We start from the raw sequence: 18,524 nt of genomic DNA on the forward strand, positions 1-18,524 counted from the left end.
TCGCGCTCGCTGCGCCCCTCACGCGCACGCTCCCACTGCCGCGCCACGGCTCTCTGCGACGGGCCTGTCATGCCCTCTCCACACGGGATGGGCCCGGTCCCGGACGTCCCACCCGCTCCACGCCTCGTCCAGCAGCTCACCGGTGTCCGGGTCGAGGATGCCCTCCGGGACGAGTTCCAGGGCCGGCCGCCGGCTGCGCCGCTGCTCGACACGCTCGGCCAGCCAGCGCCGGTAGTTGTGACGGTCGCGCAGGTGCCGGGCCCGGCGGCGTTCGCCCAGGCCCGCGGTGCCGCGGCGCTCAGCAGTCTCGGAGAGTACCGGCCCGTCCGCATGGAGCCGACCGGGCGCGCTGAGTGCCGGCGCGAGGTAGTACCTCCCGTCGAGTTCGACAGCCAACCGGTCCTCGACGAGCCCGTCCATCCGCCGTACGACTGTGGTGCGGTGCAGTCCGGTCGCCCGGCTCAACTGCGCGACGTCGTCCCCGTCGAGCGGGTCGAGACAGGTCAGCAGCCGCGCACCGCTGGTTCCGTGGGCGTAGCGGTGGAATGCGTCGTGTCCCATCAGCGCGGCGAGGGAAGCGGTGTCGGTACGCGACCCATCCGGGCCATCCGGGTGCGCGGGTAGGACAGTTCCTGCCCCCCTCGTACCCGTAGCTGGCAACTGTCCTGGCCGCGCACCGGTCTCCACCTCGTCCTCAGACAGGCGCAGTTCCCACCGGGAACCGTGGTCCTTGCCCGACCCGGAGGACAGCAGGACCAGCCAGCCGGCCTTCTTCAGCCGCCTGTCGCTCGCCTCCGCCGTCGCCTTCGCACAACCCATCAGCTCGGCCAACTGCCGGACCGACACCACGTGCTCGACACCACCGGCCCGCTCACACAGCCCAAGACGGGCGGCGAGGTTCTTCTGGTCGGTATCGGCGCCGCCGCGCGCCGGCCACGTCCGTGCCTCCACCGCTCTGCGGATACCGCCCAGGGCCTCGACCGCATCGTCGCGACCACGGATCACCGGCGCCGCCGCTACCCGATCGGCGGCCTTGTCCAGCATCGCGGTGAGCTTCGCCTCCGCGTACAGCGTGCCCTTGCGTTCCCGAAGGCGCCGCGCCCACGCCCCGCCGGCCGTCGGCGTGTAGATCAACGCGTGATGGAAATCGGCCGGCGACCAGGCACGACCGGGCTGCGAGCACCCCACGGCCAGGGCCATCGTCAGCCGGTAGCCGGCGTCCGAGTCCGTGTGACCGCCGTACCGGCCCTCGGTGTCCCCCTCCAGCAGCAGACGCCGCATCCGGTCCGACAACCGCAACCGGTCCCACACCGGCAATGCCGGCCTTCTCCGCCCGCCGAGCTCCGCGTTCACCACGATCGCGCTCACGCCGCACTCACCAGCCCCCCGGCGAAGGCCACCGTGCCGCCGACCGCCGCGCTCTCGTCCAGCAGCGGGCGGCGGGCGAGGTCGGCGCACCGCCGCCCCCAGTCCGGCCGCTCCGGCGAACTCACCGAACGCCCCTCCGCCAGGCGGGCCAGCCGATCCCGCAGCACGGCCCGGGCCGCCGCCTCACGAGCCTTCTCCGCAGCCTCCTCAGCGGCCCGCAACGCCAACGACCGCGTCGGGTACCGGTGCTGACGGCGCATCCCCGCCTCGAACGCATGATCCGCCTCCGCCTCGGCCTCCTCGCCAACGGCCAGCCGCTCCAGAGCCGAGGCTCTGCGCCCGTCGAGGATCTGCTCCGCCAGCGTGGCCCGCGTGAACGCGAGCACCGCCGCCGGCGTGTCCCCCGACCGCTCGACGGCGCCGTCGAGCAGGCGCCGCGTGTCCGCCGCGACCCGTTGCGTGAACGCCTCAACCGCAACCAGGTCATCGAGATCGGCACGCATCGCAACGGTCACGTCGACCGCCTGGCGCAGCAGCTCCTCCGTGCGCCGGCCGGAAGTGCACACCAGGCACAGCCCCGCCGCCTCCGGAATCCCGCACTCCTCACACGCGGCCGCCGCACGCTGCCGACCGGCGACCTCCAGCTCCTCCCGCCGCCGGGCCACCGCCTCCTGCCGCGCCGCCCGCTTGGCCACCGCGCACTCCCGCCGGGCAAGATCGGCCGCGGCCTGCAGCTGGACCTGCTGGTGCAGCCGCCGCTCCATCTCGCCCCGCCGCGCCTCAACCGGCAGCTGGGGCAGCTCCGCCGCGACCGTCGAGGCCACCGACCGACGCAGCGCCCGACGGTCCCCCACGACGCTGTCGCAGCTGACGCAACCACCGCCGGTGTCGATCCGCACACCGTCGTCGCACAGGTGCGACCAGCATCCGGGCTTCTGCGGCAGACCCCGCCTCAGCAGCCAGCCCTGCAGCTCCGCCACCGGCCGGCCCTCCTGCATCCGAAGCCGCCGCTCCAGGCGCTCGACGAGGACCTGATCGGCCAACTCCGCACCCACCAGCCCCCGCAGCCGGGCCAGTTCCGTACGGACCGCTCCCGCCAGCCAGCGGCTTGTCGACGTACGCCCCACACCGGCCCACAAGCCGGCCACCGGCGCCAGGACCAGACTCAGGTCCTCCGGAATCCTCGAGGGCCGGGCGAACACCGTACGGCCTGCGGCCGAAGCCCCTCCGAAGCTGTCGACCGCGGATGAACTGTGCTGTTCCCCGCGAAGCGGGCCCCCCTCGCTCCCCGTGTCCAGACTCGGATCACCGGCCTCGTCAACCGGCTGATCCTCGCCCGCGCTCGCGCGCTCCGGCTCCGAAGCCCAGCCCTCGACGGCAGAGCCGGAACAACCACCCAACTCAGCAGAAGACGACGTAGATACCCCAACCACCTGCGGGTGGGTGGCGTGGAGGTCTGCACCAACGGGGCGCTCCTCGCCACCGCCTCCCACGACGTCACCAACACCGGCGAGCCCAGGCACAGCAGGGGCTTCCTCAGCCCCAAAAGCATCAAGATCACCGGCAGCAGCAGCGGGGCGCTGCTCGGAGAGCTCTTCCAGGACGTCCTCGAAGGCTCCCTGGACCCACCCGTCGCCGCAGACCGCCGGGTCTTCGACGCCTCCTGTCAGACCATCAGCACACTGCTGACACCTCGCCGCCGGATCATCCGACTGCGGCTCACCGCCGAGGTCCGACACCGCGGTGACCGGGACGGCGCGGCCATGAGCCGCCGCCACCGCCGGCACCCGCATGCGGGCCCGCCCGAAGCATCCCGACGCCGTCTCCCCGCGCGTCACCGTGAGCAGCCCGCCCGTCTCCAGACGGTCCACGACCTTCGCGCCACCCGACACCGAACACCCCAACACACGCGCGACCGTGGCGTCCGCCCGGCCCCGCCCCGCCGCGACGCTGCCGCCCACCATCCGCACCCGGCCGTCCGCCCGCGTCTGCAGAACCAGCAGCAACAGCGCCAGCCGGTCGGTCGAAGCGCCCCTCCCCCGCCGGTCCGCCAAGAGCCCGGCCGGAGTCACGGGACCATCCTTCGGCGCCCACCCCGGGCCGATCACCGCCTCGCACAGCCGCAGCAAGGTCGCCAGGTCCCGCCGGGTCAGCTTCAACGGATGATCACCGGCATCCGCCCGGGCCTCGCGCAGCGGCACCAACTCCACGTCCAGGCCCATCACCTGCCCGGAGTCGTCACTGCGCGCCTCTGATGCCGCGATGCCCGCGTCCTTCAGCACCGGCAGCACCGTGTGCCCGACATGAGACGCAGAACAGCCCAGCCACCGGGCCAAGTCACCGGTACGCGTACGGACCTGGGTTGAAGCGGCCGGCGACTTCGCCAACAGGACGACGGCCGCCAAGCGCACAGCGTCCTTCTGACCGGCAACCCGCGGATCCGCCAGCAAGGCGCGCACCGCGGAGAACAACCGAGCGCGCATGCCCCGGTTCAGCTGCAACGGATGACCCGGGCCCGAAACCGGTACGGGCCCCGCTTCGGCGAACGAGCCGCTCCGCCTGTTCGACCGGCCAGCCGGTCGAACAGGCCGACGTTGAGCTCCGGTCCAAGAACTACGGGATTGAGCCGACTTGCGTGCACTTTCTGGACCTGCGCCAGGCACAACTGAGCCGACCCTCTGACGGGTAGCTATGATCTGCTCCTGTCGAGGAGTAAATGGGAAATCTGTATCGCCACCCGGCCCGCTAGGGGTAGCAGGAAGCCGGGCGCACGTATTCAGCTAGAGATTCAGGTAGTCCTCACCTCCTCCTCGACAACACGACTGGCCCGGGACGCCACATCCCGGGCCAGTCCTCCTTCCTCGGTCACCCTGCGAGAGCGAACCTGTGGACAAAGTCCAGTCAGAAGAGCCGGCGCAGATGGCGCGGACGTCTTCATGCGGCAGCCGAGGGCGACTGGTCGAGGGCTAGTCGCGAAGTAGCGGGGACCTCGAAGCCGGCCGGCAAGCTGGTGATCCAGTCACCGAGGGGCACCATGTAGGCGCAGCGGTTGTGCAGCTCGTCTACCACGAAGGAGGAGCGCTCGCCGAGCGTATGAGTGAGCTTTACACCGTCTTGCATGATCCAGAGCAGAGTGGTCCGGGAGGTTTCGGGCGCGCTGATTGCCTCCCGCGCTGTATTCACGACGAGTGGCAAACCGACTTCGAGCTCACGAGAAACGCTTCGTGAGCGTTTGTCGCCCGGCCATACCAACTGGTCGACGATGGCTAGGACTTGGATGACGATGACGTCCTCCCCATCGAGCGAGTGCTGGCTGATGAGTCCGAGATCTTGGGCCTTCTTGACCCAGATCCGGTTGAGTTTCGCGGCCGTTGCCAGCGAAGCCGGCGTGATACGCCCAGCCACTGGGTTCCTCCTCAGGGTTCGAGCAAATAGCTGCTGATGATCACTGGTCAGACTATCGCAACCCACGGCCCATCGATGCTACGACGCAACACATCGGCGCGTCCGCTTGGGGGCTTCGTCCTACCGTTTGTGGCTTGTATGGGCGATTTATGTGCTTGCCAGGGTGATGCGTCACGACATCCCGTGCAAGCTGGCATCGATGTTGAGGGCCATCCATACAGCGAAGCGAAGATGCAAGCGGAGATCCCTACGTAGATCCCTTCAGAAATGCACGCATCCCTACCGGTATACCTACCGGCATCCCTACAAGGATGCCTTTCCGCTACTCATGCAGATGGAGGGCCACCCCCAGCGGGGTGGCCCTCCATCTGCAGAAACGCGCAGCTACTGACCGAACTTGATCGGCCCTTCGGATCGCAGCTGATCGAGGTACTTTGTCAGGACCGCCGAGTAGATGTGGTAAGCGGTGCGTGCTCGACCTGCTGCTTTGAGGTGATTCGAGAGTGGTGCAGCGACGTCGTGAACGGCCGGGCTCACGCGGTAACTTGACTGCTTGCCTTCCGGGATTTTCCTCGCGCCCATGAGTCGGAGGAACTCCTCCGCGAGCTTCATCTGCTCGTCGATCGTTGCGGGAAGTAGTGTTGCCATGGCTGCGTCGACGTAGTGGGCTGCGGTGAAGTTGAGGCCAGTCGCAGCACTGTCTTCGGCGACCCTGACTCCGAGAGCCTCGACGAGATCTGGCGTGAACCGGAAGGCGTGCGTCTTCCAGTCCTTCTTTCGTAGTCGCAGATCGATTGTGCTCTCGGTCCAGGACGTCTCCAGAGCCTGTTGTGCCCATACGCGCCGCCGACTTCGGCCCGCCGCAGGCGGCGAAGCGGGCGCTTCCGCCTCCGCCGTACTCTCGGAGCCGGTCCCACCGGCGGTGGCCGTGGTTGCTTGAGAGCCCACGGCAACATCGGCTGGTGACCGATCTGATCCCGCAGCGGTAGGGAGCTCTTGGGCCGCCGGGGTTGCTGTCGAGGCCCGGTCCTCATCGGCGCTGGGTTCTGCTTCGGCAGGTGAAGCGGCGCTGCTTGGATCCGGCCTTGCTGTGAGCGGAGCCGTAGGCGACGGGATGGAAGCTGCCGCCTCCTGTGCAGGTGACTCGCTGGCCTCATCCCTTTGGTCGAGCGCTTGACCGCCCTGGCCGAGGTAGGACCGATTCACGACGTCCTGGACCCCTCCCAGCGCCGGGTTGTTGAGGAGGGCCGTATCTGGACGTCGAAGTGAGGCGACCCTCTTCTTCGCTGCGGGCTTCTTTGCAGCTGCGGTTTTGGACTCCGGGGACGAGCTCTGAGAACGATCAGGCATCCTCAGCCTCTTCCTCAGTCTCCTCTTCAGCCCCGGGCATTTCCGCGATGGGCCACTGCTCTTCGGGAGTGGTCGTACGATCCAGGATCTCCTGCAAGAGTTCGGTGTACTGCTTCCCGCAGGAATGGTTCGGGTGCTGCAGTACCGCCGGCTTCCCATCGAAGTAGGCGCGTGAGATGCGGCGGTCTCGGCGTACGTCAGTGACGTACGGGTAGAGCCCCGAGTTGATCATCAAGCCCAGGATGTTGACGTCCTCAACAGTCCATGAAGACTCGGGGTTCGAGCGGTTCATGAAGGCGCCCAGGAAGCGCGGAGTGCATTCGCCACGGGTCAGGGACTCGACAGCCTGCACGGCCTCCTTGAGGATCATTGCGCCCTTGACGGTCGGATACTCCGGGTTCACCAAGCTGAGCACGAAGTCAGCAGCCGCCATGCCGACGGCGTTGAGAGAGGACACGGCGGGCGGGGTGTCGATGAGGATGTAGTCGAAGTCCTCAGAGAACTCCTTGACCAGCATGCGGCGCAGGACCGGCGTCATGGTGAACGGCACAGTGACGAAGGCGTTCTGCGCCATAGTCATGGTCGCCTCTTCAGAAGCAAGAAGGCAGAGTCGGCCGCCGCCGAACTCTTCTACGAGCTCGCTCCTGTCAAACATGATGTCCCGGAGGGCCTTACGCTCCACGCGGCCGAGCGCATCAGACAGCGCGAGGCCGAGTGAGTGGACGGAGTCACTCTCTGAGGTGAGGTTGATACCGAGTGCGGATCCCGCCTGCGCCTGGGGCTCAAGATCGAGAATCAGAACGTTCAGGCCGTCCATAGCGAGACGGCAACCCAGGTTTACACAGGTGCTTGTCTTTCCGACGCCTCCCTTCTGGCTGGCGACAGCGATGACCTTCATAGGATTGCCCCTCATCTTGTGTGCATTTGAGTGATTTGGTCGCCACGGCGCGGCGCTTGTCGGTCGCTAGGGAGGCTGTGTGGGGGGTCAGGTGTGCGAGGAATCGGGACGTACCTGGCACATCTCACTCCCTACGAGCTCCAGTAGCTGGCGGGACCTGTTACGTCGTGGCACATGGAAGATAACAGGAATGGCGGTCGTGATACGTGGGGACGGCCTCCTGCGTGTCAGCTTCTCGTGGGAGCCCTGGCCAAGGACCCGAAGCGGCAGGCCGCTTCGGGTGGTCGCATGCGGCGTCGCAAGAGGTTGGCGTGCAAACGGCGAGGATGGTCGAGGAGCGAGGAAGCGCGGATGTACGTACAGCAGCCAGTAGGCGTACAAGAAGCGCACGTGGCGGTGTCTTGAGGAGGGGCGGGCGTGAGCCCGTAGTGGCGTCTCCAAGTGAGGCGTTGGGAGACCCAAGGGTGGCGCGACGTCACAAGAGATGAGGTGGAAAGGGGAGCTGATGAGTCTGCGCCGAGTGGAGTGAGTGAGGCAAAAAGTGAAAGGACCCCAACCTGGCAAGACGTTGACAAGCATCAAGGCATAGATCAATACAGAGAAGGAGAGATCCATGCGTACATCCCTACTTAGATCCCTACTTAGATCCCTACAAGGAAGCAGTGATCCCTACACGGCTACCTACAAGCATCCCTACAAGCATCCCTACAGAGGCCAGCGAGACTGTGAGAAGTGAAAAGCAATCAAACTCAGAGCTTGCAAAGGGAAAGTGAATCCATCAACCAATGGCGGCGTATGTACCGACGTGAACGGAGCGCGCAAAAGTAAGTGGGTGAGTTGTTTGCAATGTGGAGACATGTGCAAGGGTAGTCAAGACAGGATGTTAGAGATAAGCGAAGCGTGGATAGTTGACATCTACCAGCAGCAAGGGCAGAACATGAATGAGGAGGTGAACGAAAAGCAGTCGGGGACTAGTCATCCCGCGACGAAAGATCACTGCACATCTACCTGCAAAGAGGCGCTGCATGGTTTGCTGATTGTGTAGACGCGTACATGCTTGATAACAACCAATGAGCACAGTAACTTACGTCAAATCAAGGCCAGTCACGGTCGTGTGAGGAGGGGTTTTATTGGTGTTGCAACAGCTGCATTGCCAGCGGGGTGTGCGGTCGAACCAATGTTGGCTACCTGACTGTGCACCTATAAATATGCCATCTGTCAAGAAAGGGAGTTTCCGGGGGTTGGCTCCTTGGTTGTTTCCGACGCTACCTGCAAGCCATCTGCCTCTCATCAACCTGAGCTGCCCTCCGCCAAGCTGGGGCGAGTTTTGCGGTCAGCGAAGTACTGCGCCAAGGGGTAAGTCTGCGCGCCTGGCGGATGAGGAAGGGCGCGCTCCAGCCGCCAGCAATGACGGCTGGAGCCGAAGCTGCTCCATGATCGGCGTCTAGCCTCGTGTGGCATACGCAGGCTGGAGAGGCCCCGTCCGTCGCGTAGGCAGCGAGGAGGGATTCCGGACCAGCAGTTTTGCGGTTAGAGCAGAGTGTCGGTCAATGCCGAGCAGATGGCGCCCTGATGAGTGGTCTCGCCGACGGTGACATGCCGACGGGCCTTGGCCGAGACTGTTACGACGGCGTCTTGAGGGTCTTCGGTCGCCCGCTCTGCAGGAGGTGAGACTACGCGCGCACGAGCTGGTACGGCCTGAGGGCGTCGAGCGCGCTCACCAGGTCGGTGTCGTTGGGGCCGAAGTGAAGTCGAACGTGGACGTCGGCGTCGGAGTCCACGCGCAGCTCGGGCGGCTCGTTCTGGTCGGACGCCGAGGTTAGTGCCCTGCCCCCGCCCGTCCTCTGCGGCACTGCTTCTGACAGCTAGCCCGATGGCCGCGAACTCTGTGCTCCGCGCAGGCGTGAGCACGCCGCCCTACGCGACTGCTGGCGGGCGGGGGTGCCATTGGTCAGCTCCGTCTACCGGACGCCCTGGTGTGGTGGGCACAGACGTTGGGGCGACGCCACTGCTGCAAGGCGGGTGCTTCGGCGCCGCGGCAGACCGCTGTCCTACCTGGTGTCCTCGGAGCCAGCCGCGGTGGATGCGTGCCGGCGGCCCTTCGCGAGGACGGTCACGACGGTGTCCTGAGGGTCGCCGGTTGCCCGCTCTGCCGGGGTGAGCTTGCGCGCGCGCACGAGCTTGTGCCGGCTGAGGGTGTCGAGAGCGCTGACCAGGTTGTTGTCGTTGGGGCCGAAGTGAAGACGAACGCGGGCGTCGGCGTCGACGTTGGCGACGACCTGATCGTGGACGAGCAGTTCGCGCGGCTGCTGTGTCTGGTTGTCCGCTGCTGTGGCGAGCAGGTTCAGCAGGCTGCGCTCGACGGGGGAGAGTCCGAGGTCTGCGACGGGCCGGCCGATCCTGCGGGTGTGCTCCTTCTCCGCGAACCTGCGGACGGTGTCGGTTACGAAGACCGGGCCGGCCGCGAGGGTCTGCACGGCCTTGAGGTCTCCGCGGTTGACCAGCCTGTCGACCTGCTGCTTGTGGACGCCGATGATGCCCGCTGCCTCGGCGATGCCGGAGAGTTCGGGCACGAGGGGCTCGGCCTGGCGCCGGTCGAGCTCGGTCTCGGTGACGACCTCGATGCCGACGGGGGTGGTGGCTGCCCCGAGGTCGCGCAGGGCGCGCTCGGCGATTCTTACGGCTTCGGCAACGGCCTCGAGTGCAGAGTCGGCCTCGATCATCAGCCGGAGGGAGAGGTTGCCGTTGGCGGCGGGGCCGACGCCGGGCGCGTGGTCGATCAGCGCCTCGAAGAGTTCGCTGTAGACCTCCGGCGAGGTGTCGGCGACGCCGTACTCGGCGTAGACGCTCCAGTCGGTCATGCGGTTCGATCTCCTTCGTGTTGGGGGAGTGCGTGATGGCGCTGGCCTGGCGCTCGGGGTGCCCGGGGGGTGAGCCCCCGGGCACCCCGAGCGGTCAGCTGATGAATCCGGCCTTCTTCAAGTAGGACAGCGAGTTCTTCAAGGACCGGTGGTCGCTCGGAGTTCCGGGAAGCAACGTAACGAGGGTCGAGCCCTTGCGTACCTGGTAGTGGCCCTTGGCCGTCCGCTTGACGGTGAACCCTTGCTTCTCGATGGCCTTGATGAGCTTGCTGATTTCCTTGTTGGCCACATTCTCCCCTAACCGTGAACACCGTCAACACTTATTATGCTCGTAAGTGTTCACGATGTCAACACTTAGAAACGCATCTCGATGTGTGGGCGTGACGCGCACCGGCGCGATGGGCTTGGTTGCCACGAGATGATGGGGGGAGTTCTGGCGATTGGTGAGGGTGAGGGACTGCGATGACCGAGGGAACGGGCCGGGAGTACGCCGCAGGGTCGCCACCCTTGGAGCCCGCGATCCGTCGCCTGCGTCCCCTGGAGCCGCCCAACTTCCTTCTCTCCTGCCCCCGGTGCGAGCAGGATCTAGGTGAGTACCGGTTCGAGCCGCTCGCGCGCCGGGCATTCGACGAACACCTCGACGAGATCCATCCGGCTCCCACGCCGCTCGACCTCGTCTGGGCGGCCGTTGTGCTGACCGCTGGTGATCCGGGCTTCTGGGCGTGCGAGGCCGGCGGCGGGTCCTACGCGGTACGGCTGGTCGCGGCGGGCCAGTTCGCCGTCGATGCCGTTACGCTCGGCGGCACGGTTCGCAACCCGATGCGCTCCCTGTCGGAGGCGCAGATCTGCATCGGCTCGATGGCCCGAGTGATCAGCCCGGCGGTGGCCCAGGCCGCCACCCTGCAGCTGCGCCGCGAGGAGGGTGTCGCCTCACAATAGGGCGACGGTGATGCCCGACGCGAACCCAGGAATACGCATTGCGGGCTTTCCGCGTTAATCGCCTCAAAAGCGACCGCCGTAATGGGGTGTCAGGGCGCCGAACGGCTTGCTCCCGGTGTGAACGGATGCCCGTGTGTCTGATAGGCCCTTAGCGGGGATCCTGTGCGATCTTTCCTCGGGGAAACGGCTCCGAAGCGTGTGGCGGATGCCGAAACGTCAGGGCGCCGCTGAGACTGAGCGCTCGACTTGGCCCCTGAGCACTTCAGGAGGCCCGCCTGAGCTGACGAGCTGGCCCGTCCATTCCTGCGGGCCAGTGAACTCTCCTCGATTCGTCGTGCCTCTCGGGGTGGGCGAGGTCCTGATGGGCCCTGCTCGCCCTTCCGTAGAAATCCCTGGTCCGGAGGCTGGGGCGCTGAGCGTTTGAGTTGGCCGGACGGGCCAAGTCGAGCGCTCAGTCACAGGCGCCTTGGCGACGGGGCGGTTCTTCCGTGCCGAGGCTTCGCGGGTCTGTCTCGGCCGGCGCCGTGGCGAAGGCCCGGAACATCAAGTGCTGCTCCGGGCCACCGTGGTGTCCCCGACGTTCGCAGGGCCGGGGCGAGGGCCGTCAAGCTGAGGCGGCTGCCTTCACCAGGCCGAGGAGGGGGGAGCGCTGGCCCTTGCCGACGGCACGCAGCTCGGCCCAGTCGATCTCGGTGCGCGCGCGGGGGAGCGCGTCGATGTCGGCCGTGCGGAAGATCGGCACCTGGACGGCGCCTGCGCGGCTCGTGCCGTACCGCGCTTCGCGCCACTCGGCGGGTGCGACCCACCCAAGGCGCAGGTGCATGTGGTCGAAGTCGACCCGTCGCACGCCCAAGTGCTCGGCGGCCTGCGTCGGTCCGAGGGGTGCGTCATCGGCCGTCATCTGTGCGAGGTCCGGGCGGGCGCAGACCTCGGTGACCTGTTCGGGGCTGACCAGTTCGTAGTCGTCGTTCGTGGTCAGGTCGACGAGCAGGCCGCGGGCGATGAGCCGCCGGATCGTGAAGGTACCCACGACCGGGGCCTCGCCCGGGGTGTTCGGCGTGCCCAGGGCCTCGGCGATACGGTCTGCGGCCTGGCCGCCGGAGATCGTTCCGTTCGGGAGGGATGCCTGGATGGCGCTGGGATCCATCGCTTCGACGGTGGCCCTCATCCAGCGGCGGTCACCCGCATCCGGGGGCGGGATGACGCCGGCGTGCCGGGCCCATCGGAAGGCGGCGATAGGGACCTTGAGGCGGCCGGCTGCCTGCTGGGCGTCGTACTCCGTGCGTCGTGCCATGGCGGGGATCCTCTCGTTGCGGCGAGCGCGATGGTAGGCAGAGCAGAACATGACAGAACGTACACAATCATGTCAATAGCCAACAAATAAGGCTGAGTTCGAGTCGATCGTTCTGAGCGCGCCCGCGTGCGGGGCGGCGGGACCGCCCAGGTCGCTGTCAGCGCAGGCGGGAAGCGGCGGCGGTGTCCGCCACGGGTCGGTGACGATCCGGCTGGAGTTGCGGGGTGGTGCGTTGTCGGTCGCTTCTTGACGTACCTGATTCGACGGCCCGGGCGGAGAGGGAGGGCGGCGCCCGGCCGGTGCGGTGTGCAGCGGCCGGGCGTGCGATGTCAGGGGGACGGCAATGTGCCGGCGAGGGCGGGCTCACCCTGGGCGATGGCTGTCCGCAGTACGAGGAGGACGTCGGTCAGGTCGTACTGTGCGCCGGGTGCCAGGGCGGCATCGATCGCGTGGAGCTCGGCCGACATCTGGGTCAGCCGGCGCGTGACCGGGCCGCGCGTGCGGATGTTCGCCACCGTAGGCCGCGGGAGTTCGGCGGTGGTGATCTCCAGGCGTGCCGGATCCGCGCCGGCGCCGGTGTGCACGACGAGTGCTTCGTACCCCAGGCCGTGCTCGGTGTAGAGATCCCGTGCGCTCTGCAGGAGCGGTTTCCACCAGCGAGCGGGGTGTGTGCGGCGGTGCGCGACGGCGTCGTCGGTGAGCACGGCTCCGTCGGCGAGGACCAGGCGGTGCCAGTGGCCCAGTGCGTAGCGGTCGCGCACGGTGAAGGCGTGGAACCAGACCTGGGTCACCGGGCCGTGAAGGGCTGCGGCTTCGTGGAGTGCGGTGTCCGCGGCCACTGCGGCGATCGTCTGGGTGATGAGTGCGTCGGTACCGGTTGAGTGCGGCGGGCTGTCCAAGCGGGTCTTCCTCTCGGTCGGAGGCGTCGTAGCGGCGGCGTGTGCCGGCGCCTACAGGTGAATCAGGTCCCGGACGCCGTCGGGTAGGGACGCGATCTTGGCGGGGTGTTCGATCAGGTAGGTGCGGATCTGCTGGGCCAGGCCGCGGTCGACGGAGAGCTTGGCCGGCGCCGGCGGTAGGCCGAGTGCCGAGCGGGTTTCGTCGTCCAGGTGCGCGGCGAGGGGGCTGTAGTCGGTGGTGCCGGTCTGGGCGGTCAGCTCGTCGAAGCTGGGCCGGCCCCCCTCGGGCGGGGTCGGGTGGACGGGCTGGGGCGCGGGCTGGCCGGCCATCCGCGAGTTCTGCGGTTCGGGCTGGGTGGGCTGGCTCATGGGTGCTCCCTACTTCAGGGTCGGTACGGGGCGCGGCGCGGGCTGGCCGGCCATCCGCGAGTTCTGCGAGTCGGGCTGGGTCATGGGGTCTCTCCCTGCTTCTCGGTTGAGGCCGCGATCTGGTAGATCCGTTTCGTCGTCACATCGGCCTCGTGAGCGAGCGATTCGACCGGCCAGCGGGGGGCGATCCGCCGGATGATCGCGTCCCGTTCGGCCTCCGCCGTCTTGATGGCGGAGACCGCGTTGCGTAGCGCCTCCAGCTCGGCCGGGTCGGGCGCGCCGTGGGGCTCGCGCAAACGGCGGGCGAGGACCTGCCACTGGCGGGCGAGGGGTGTGCCGTCCTCGTCGGTCTTGATGCGGAAGGCGTCGATGTAGACGAGGAGGTCGTCACGGGTGAAGGACGTTCCGTCGGCGAGCACCACGTGGTCCAGGCCGCCGCGGAACAGGTCTTCGACCTGTTGGGAGGTAAGGTTCATCTCTGATCCTAATGTCTAATTCATTAGAGGTTACGCCTCTCGTGCTCTAGTGTCAAATCGATTAGACGTTACGTGTCAGTGTCGAGGAATGTCCTTCGTGTCGACCATCTGCACGACCATGCAGTCATGGCCGTCGACCTTCACGTCCTGCTGGATGCCCACCACCCGGTACGAGGCGCCGCGCGGCATCAGCCTCTCCCGCTCCTCATTGCCCTGCTCACCGACCGCCGCGACCGCCGCGCCCCGGCTGGAGACCACCTCGAACACGACCCGGTACCGGGCGTTGCCGTACTCCTTCGTCGTCGGGTTCTGCCAGAAGCGCTTGGAGAACCCGGCTGCCGTAGCGGGGCAGTGGGACACCGACATGTAGGAGTCGTCGCGGTAGTCCTGGCCAACCTGGAAGTTGGCCCGCACCCACGTGTCGACCCGGTTGCCCTCGCGCACCACTGACGGAGGCGTGAATCCGCGGTAGGTCGTGTGGAGCGTCCCCGAGCCTCCCGCCTTCGCCAGCGCCGAGTCGAGCGTGCCTGTCGCCGACCGCACCGAGACGACCTGCTCGTGGATGTACAGGTCCTCGTCGAGTGAACGCCCGCTGTAGAGGTGCTGGTTGATCTGCTCGTAGTAGCTGTCACCGGTGTAGTTGTTTATCCACTGCCGCTCCTCGTCGTCGAGCCGGCCCGCCCACGCCCTGGACTCCCCGACCAGCTTCGTCGCCTTATCGCCGGGCAGGAGATCGCGGTCATGCCGGTCGCCCAGTCCGTGGCGCTCCCACGGTTTGCCCGGCTGCCCGGTCCGTGCGGTGTGAAGGATCTGCTCGGCCTGGTCGACGGGCACCCGGTCGTACACCACGGCACCGTCGTTCTCGACGCGGTAGGGCCAGGGCGAATCGGCGAGGGCCTCGTAGCGGTCGCGGTCGAGGCTGCTGAAGGACAACCGGGCGTGAGGGTGTTCGTCGTCGTCCCCCGCGTACACCGTGGCCACGCCGCAGTAGCCCGGCTGCCCCCACGCAACGCTCTGTCCGCCGTCTTCGCGCGGGATGAACTTCGCTCCCGCGCCGGCACCGCTGGCCTGGGCGAGTGCCGAGGCGGCCCGTACGTGCTCGGGGAACTCCGGCAGTTGTGGTGGCGGATACGCGTCGCTGGCAGGCTCGTCGTCGGCCGCCTGCGGACGGCCGAGTGCGAAGGCATGGCGCGGGTCTGTCGGGTCCGGCCGTTTGGCCACCGCCCCTGGCCGAGCGAGCAGCGTACGGCTGGCCTGGGCGCATTGACGGGCGTGATCCGCGTACTGGGCCGCCTTGTCGTCGTCACCTGCCTCCACGGCCTCCTTCGTTCTGTCCGCCCAGGTCTGGGCCTGGGCATAGGCAGCGGTCGCAGGATGGCCCGGTCCGGCCGCCGCAACGTCCTGGCCGAGCCGTGCGGAGGCGGCCCGGGTGGCGGACCGGACGGCCGGGTGGGATGAGGTGCACCGCCGGCCGCCGGCGGCAAGAGATCGGCACACGTGCGCGTACTCGCTTTCCCGCAGAGCCCGAGGGACGCCGCGATGAACCTGTGGGTCCGTCGAGGCTGCGGCCGCGGGCCTGTGGACAGAGGCCCGCGGCCGCGGTGCGATGTGCCGGTCAGAAGCGGGGAACGTCGTGGACGTCGACCATCTGGATGACCACCTTGTTCTGGCCGTCGATGCGGACGTTGTCCCGGATCCCGACGACGTGGAACCTGGAGTCGCGCGGCAGCAGCCTCTCCCGCTCCTGGTTCTCGAACTCCGACACGGAGGCGAGCGCCGCACCCCGGCTGGAGACGACCTCGAAGACCACGCCGTGCGACGTCTTCCCGCTCGTTCCGTCCCTGCTCCACCAGCTGTTGCGCGAGAAGCCCGCGGCCACATCCGGACAGTGCGACACCGACATGTACGACCGGTCCCGGTACACGCCGCCGACCTTGAAGTTGGCGTGCGCCCACTCCAGAACCCGATCGGCCTTGCGGACCTCCAGCGGCGGTACGAATCCCCGGTAGGTGATGTGGGGCTGGTCCGGGCGCGGTGCACGCTCCAACGCCGCATCCACATGGGCGGTCGCCTCGCTCAGCGGCACACCCAGGCTCTCGATCGGCTCGTCCGCGGGTCGCCGCCGGTACAGCGCCTTGTTGATCTCGTCGCACGGATCGGGATCGGTGTACGCGTTGATGTAGTGCTCTTCTTCGCCGCTCAGGCTCGCCGCCCAGCCGTACGACTCGTCCTCGACCTCCTCGGCCTCGTCGTCGTCCAGGGTGTTGCGGTTCACTCCGGCGGTCAGACCGTGGCGCCTCCACGGCGTCCCGGGCTTTCGGTTGGCCGCGGCCTCGATGACCTGCGCGGCCTGGTCGGCGGGCAGCCGCTCGTAGACGACCGCCCCGTCCTCTGTCTGGTAGGGCCAGGGCGAGTTGGCCAGCGCCTCGTAGCGGTCGCGGTCCAGGTCGGTGAAGACCACGCGGGCACGGGGGTGTCCGCCGTTGCGCTCGTCACCGGGGTAGACGGTGGCCGAGCCGGCGAAACCGTCCTGCTCCCACGCCACGCTCTGGCCGCCGTCCGCGCGCGGCACCACGGGTGCGTCATCGACGCCGGCGGCACCGGCCAGGGCCTGGGCGGCGCGTCCTTCGGGCAGGGGCGGCGCCGGGGCGTCGGGGATCGCCTCCCCGGCGGTGTCGGGGTAGAGCGCCGGCGCGTCCTGGTCCTCCAGCAGCGTGCGGGACGCTTGACCGCACTGCTTCGCGTTCGCCGCACACTGACGGGCCCGGTCCTCCTCACCGTTGCGGGCGGCCTCGCGCGCCTGGTCCGCCCACGCCTGTGCCTGCGTGTAGGCGTCCGCGGCCGGGTGGTCGGCGCCGGCGTCCGCGACGCTCTGCGCGAGCTGGGAAGAGGCGGCGCGCAGGGCGGCGCGTACCGCGGGATGGGAGGCAGCGCACCGGCGCCCTCCCTGGGGTATCGATCGGCACACGCGTGCCCTCGCTCTCCCCGTGACCCCGCAAGGCGGGCACGGGTGTCGGACCAACAGGGTCCGAACACGATGCGAAGGGCGCGCTGTGGACAGAGACCAGCAGGCCGGGGCGTCCTGCCGGGCGGCCGATCAGCCGCCCGGCAGGACCCGGAGCGTTCAGGTCACGGGATGTAGGCGAGGACCTGGGCGTAGGAGTCGACCATGAGGTCCGCAGGGGCGGCCCACCGCGTGTCCGCTGGCGCGAGGCCGTCCTGTCCCAGTGCCCGTACGAGCTCCGCCGGGGTCGGCACGAGAATCCCCGGACACAGCGCGCGCGGGGGAACCGCAAGGACGCTGCTGGCCGGGAGCGTTGAGACCGTACGGGCGGTGACGCACCAGCCACGGTCGCTGGACCATGTGAGCAAGCGCCCTCGTGGTTCGCCGGCACCGAGAGGAGCTCGGCGGGCCAGGACGATCCACGCTCCGAGGTGACCGGCGGTGTCGAAGTCGATGCCGTAGAAGTCATCGGATTCGTCGACGTGGTGTCCCGCCTGGAGCAGTTCGTCCACCACGGCGTCGAGGTAGGCGGTCTGCAACCCCGGCGCGCATCCAGCCGGTTCAGCCCGGTCGTCGGGCGCCAGACGGCTCATCGTCCACTGGATGATGGCGCTGCGGCGCATGCGCCACGACGGGGCGAGCGGCGCACAGAACTCGGCGGCGAACTCCGCAGCCGGCAGCTCACGCAGCCCGCTTCCACGGCAACGACCGCACAGGCACGCGAGCAGTCCAGAACTCTCGCCCCGGTAGTAGTGCGGCTGGTGCACCGCGTGGATGTCGTCGAGGGCCTCCAGCCAGCCGGTGCCCTGACACCCTGAGCAGGCGGCGAGGGCTCCGGGCGCGGTCCCGCCCAGGGCGTGCGCGAGCAACGCCCGGGCCACCAGCACCCGATCGCCCGCGCTGGTCACGGCGAAGCTCCCGCACGCTGCTTCCGCACCCCAGGGCCGCGGATAGGTCAACAGGTCGATCCGCAGCCCCGACGGCGTGTAGCTCCACAACCTCCGGTGCGAGCGCCGGCCCGGAAGGGGCGGGGCGCCGTAGAGGATGTCGGTTGCCGACGGGGCCTCCCCGTACGAATGCCGCATCAAGGCGCGCAGCGGACCCGCGAAGGCGAGGACGACCGCGAACAGGTACTGCTGGGCGGCCTCCTGCCACGGGCCGGCGGCGCCCTCACCCGGAGGGCCTTCTGGAGGCTGCACGCCGAACCAGCACTGGTACCGCTTCACCCCTGCGGCTCGGGCCATCGCGCCGATCGACTGGAACACCTGAGGCAACGGCATATCCATCATCGGAAACGGGACCCGGAGGTACTCCACCCATTCCGGCTGCGGACCGTGACCGGCAGCGGCGTGCAGATCGGTGCAGACCCCAACACAGTCCTCCGCCGTCGGCCAGGCAGATTCGGCGGCATTCACCAGGTGGTCACGAAACCGCGCTCGCCAGCTCGGATGTACGGCCGCGTCCGCCGCGAGATCCCGCAGAGCCTGCCGTGCTTGAGCCCCTGTGGGGATGGTGGCCGCCCGGCCGCTCCGCACCAACGCGAGGGCCTCGCCGAGGGAGAGGCCGGGGTTGTGGGCTTGGAGTTCCCGGGCACGCTGCTTGTCGGTCGTGCGCTTCTTCGTCACGGTGTAGCTCTCCCGGCCGTAACACCAACACCCACG

General features: G+C 68.2%; 15 protein-coding genes. 1 reads left to right on the top strand and 14 read right to left on the bottom strand.

What is annotated here, in order from left to right; translation table 11 throughout:
* Positions 1 to 18: 18 nt before the first annotated feature.
* From AB0M67_RS19080 to AB0M67_RS19110, 7 genes are all read right to left on the bottom strand, one after another.
* The gene (locus AB0M67_RS19080) at positions 19 to 1,368 is read right to left on the bottom strand and encodes a hypothetical protein (RefSeq protein ID WP_365746823.1); all 1,350 of its coding nucleotides are present in this window, start codon (positions 1,366 to 1,368) and stop codon (positions 19 to 21) included.
* Positions 1,365 to 3,650, bottom strand: a complete 2,286-nt coding sequence (locus AB0M67_RS19085) for a hypothetical protein (protein ID WP_365746825.1) — start codon at positions 3,648 to 3,650, stop codon at positions 1,365 to 1,367. Before AB0M67_RS19085 ends, AB0M67_RS19080 begins: the two co-directional genes overlap by 4 nt.
* A gap of 652 nt (positions 3,651 to 4,302) precedes the next feature.
* Entirely contained in the window at positions 4,303 to 4,773 is a 471-nt protein-coding gene (locus tag AB0M67_RS19090) for a hypothetical protein (protein ID WP_365746827.1), read from the bottom strand.
* A 384-nt stretch (positions 4,774 to 5,157) separates the two neighbouring features.
* Complete coding sequence (locus AB0M67_RS19095) at positions 5,158 to 5,721, bottom strand: hypothetical protein (protein ID WP_365746829.1); 564 nt, start codon at positions 5,719 to 5,721, stop codon at positions 5,158 to 5,160.
* 394 nt (positions 5,722 to 6,115) lie between these two features.
* Positions 6,116 to 7,021, bottom strand: coding sequence for a ParA family protein (locus AB0M67_RS19100; protein ID WP_365746831.1), 906 nt, complete (start codon positions 7,019 to 7,021; stop codon positions 6,116 to 6,118).
* 2,051 nt (positions 7,022 to 9,072) lie between these two features.
* Positions 9,073 to 9,882, bottom strand: a complete 810-nt coding sequence (locus AB0M67_RS19105; RefSeq protein WP_365746833.1) for a hypothetical protein — start codon at positions 9,880 to 9,882, stop codon at positions 9,073 to 9,075.
* Positions 9,883 to 9,976: 94 nt separating this feature from the next.
* On the bottom strand, positions 9,977 to 10,171 hold the full coding sequence (locus AB0M67_RS19110; protein WP_365746835.1) for a hypothetical protein: 195 nt from the start codon (positions 10,169 to 10,171) through the stop codon (positions 9,977 to 9,979).
* 173 nt (positions 10,172 to 10,344) lie between these two features.
* Here AB0M67_RS19110 and AB0M67_RS19115 point away from each other — a divergent pair, with 173 nt between their 5' ends.
* Positions 10,345 to 10,821 (top strand): hypothetical protein, encoded by a 477-nt coding sequence (locus AB0M67_RS19115; protein WP_365746837.1) that lies wholly within the window; start codon positions 10,345 to 10,347, stop codon positions 10,819 to 10,821.
* 604 nt (positions 10,822 to 11,425) lie between these two features.
* On the opposite strand, the gene AB0M67_RS19120 is transcribed toward AB0M67_RS19115, so the two are convergent.
* The 7 genes from AB0M67_RS19120 to AB0M67_RS19150 all read right to left on the bottom strand — a co-directional run bounded on the left by AB0M67_RS19120 (position 11,426) and on the right by AB0M67_RS19150 (position 18,488).
* On the bottom strand, positions 11,426 to 12,115 hold the full coding sequence (locus AB0M67_RS19120) for a hypothetical protein (protein ID WP_365746839.1): 690 nt from the start codon (positions 12,113 to 12,115) through the stop codon (positions 11,426 to 11,428).
* 329 nt (positions 12,116 to 12,444) lie between these two features.
* Positions 12,445 to 13,014, bottom strand: a complete 570-nt coding sequence (locus AB0M67_RS19125; RefSeq protein WP_365746840.1) for a hypothetical protein — start codon at positions 13,012 to 13,014, stop codon at positions 12,445 to 12,447.
* Between the two features lie 51 nt (positions 13,015 to 13,065).
* Positions 13,066 to 13,383: a hypothetical protein gene (locus tag AB0M67_RS19130; RefSeq protein WP_365746842.1), complete on the bottom strand. Its 318-nt coding sequence runs from the start codon at positions 13,381 to 13,383 to the stop codon at positions 13,066 to 13,068.
* Positions 13,384 to 13,463: 80 nt separating this feature from the next.
* Positions 13,464 to 13,859: a hypothetical protein gene (locus AB0M67_RS19135; RefSeq protein WP_365746844.1), complete on the bottom strand. Its 396-nt coding sequence runs from the start codon at positions 13,857 to 13,859 to the stop codon at positions 13,464 to 13,466.
* Positions 13,860 to 13,934: 75 nt separating this feature from the next.
* A complete protein-coding gene (locus tag AB0M67_RS19140) occupies positions 13,935 to 15,176 on the bottom strand; it encodes an ADP-ribosyltransferase (RefSeq protein ID WP_365746845.1) in 1,242 nt (413 codons plus the stop codon).
* A gap of 298 nt (positions 15,177 to 15,474) precedes the next feature.
* Positions 15,475 to 16,827, bottom strand: coding sequence for an ADP-ribosyltransferase (locus AB0M67_RS19145; RefSeq protein WP_365746847.1), 1,353 nt, complete (start codon positions 16,825 to 16,827; stop codon positions 15,475 to 15,477).
* A gap of 161 nt (positions 16,828 to 16,988) precedes the next feature.
* Entirely contained in the window at positions 16,989 to 18,488 is a 1,500-nt protein-coding gene (locus AB0M67_RS19150; protein WP_365746849.1) for a hypothetical protein, read from the bottom strand.
* Positions 18,489 to 18,524: the final 36 nt, after the last annotated feature.

It is taken from the genome of Streptomyces sp. NPDC051662 (assembly GCF_040681655.1).
In the GTDB taxonomy this organism is placed as follows: Bacteria; Actinomycetota; Actinomycetes; order Streptomycetales; family Streptomycetaceae; genus Streptomyces.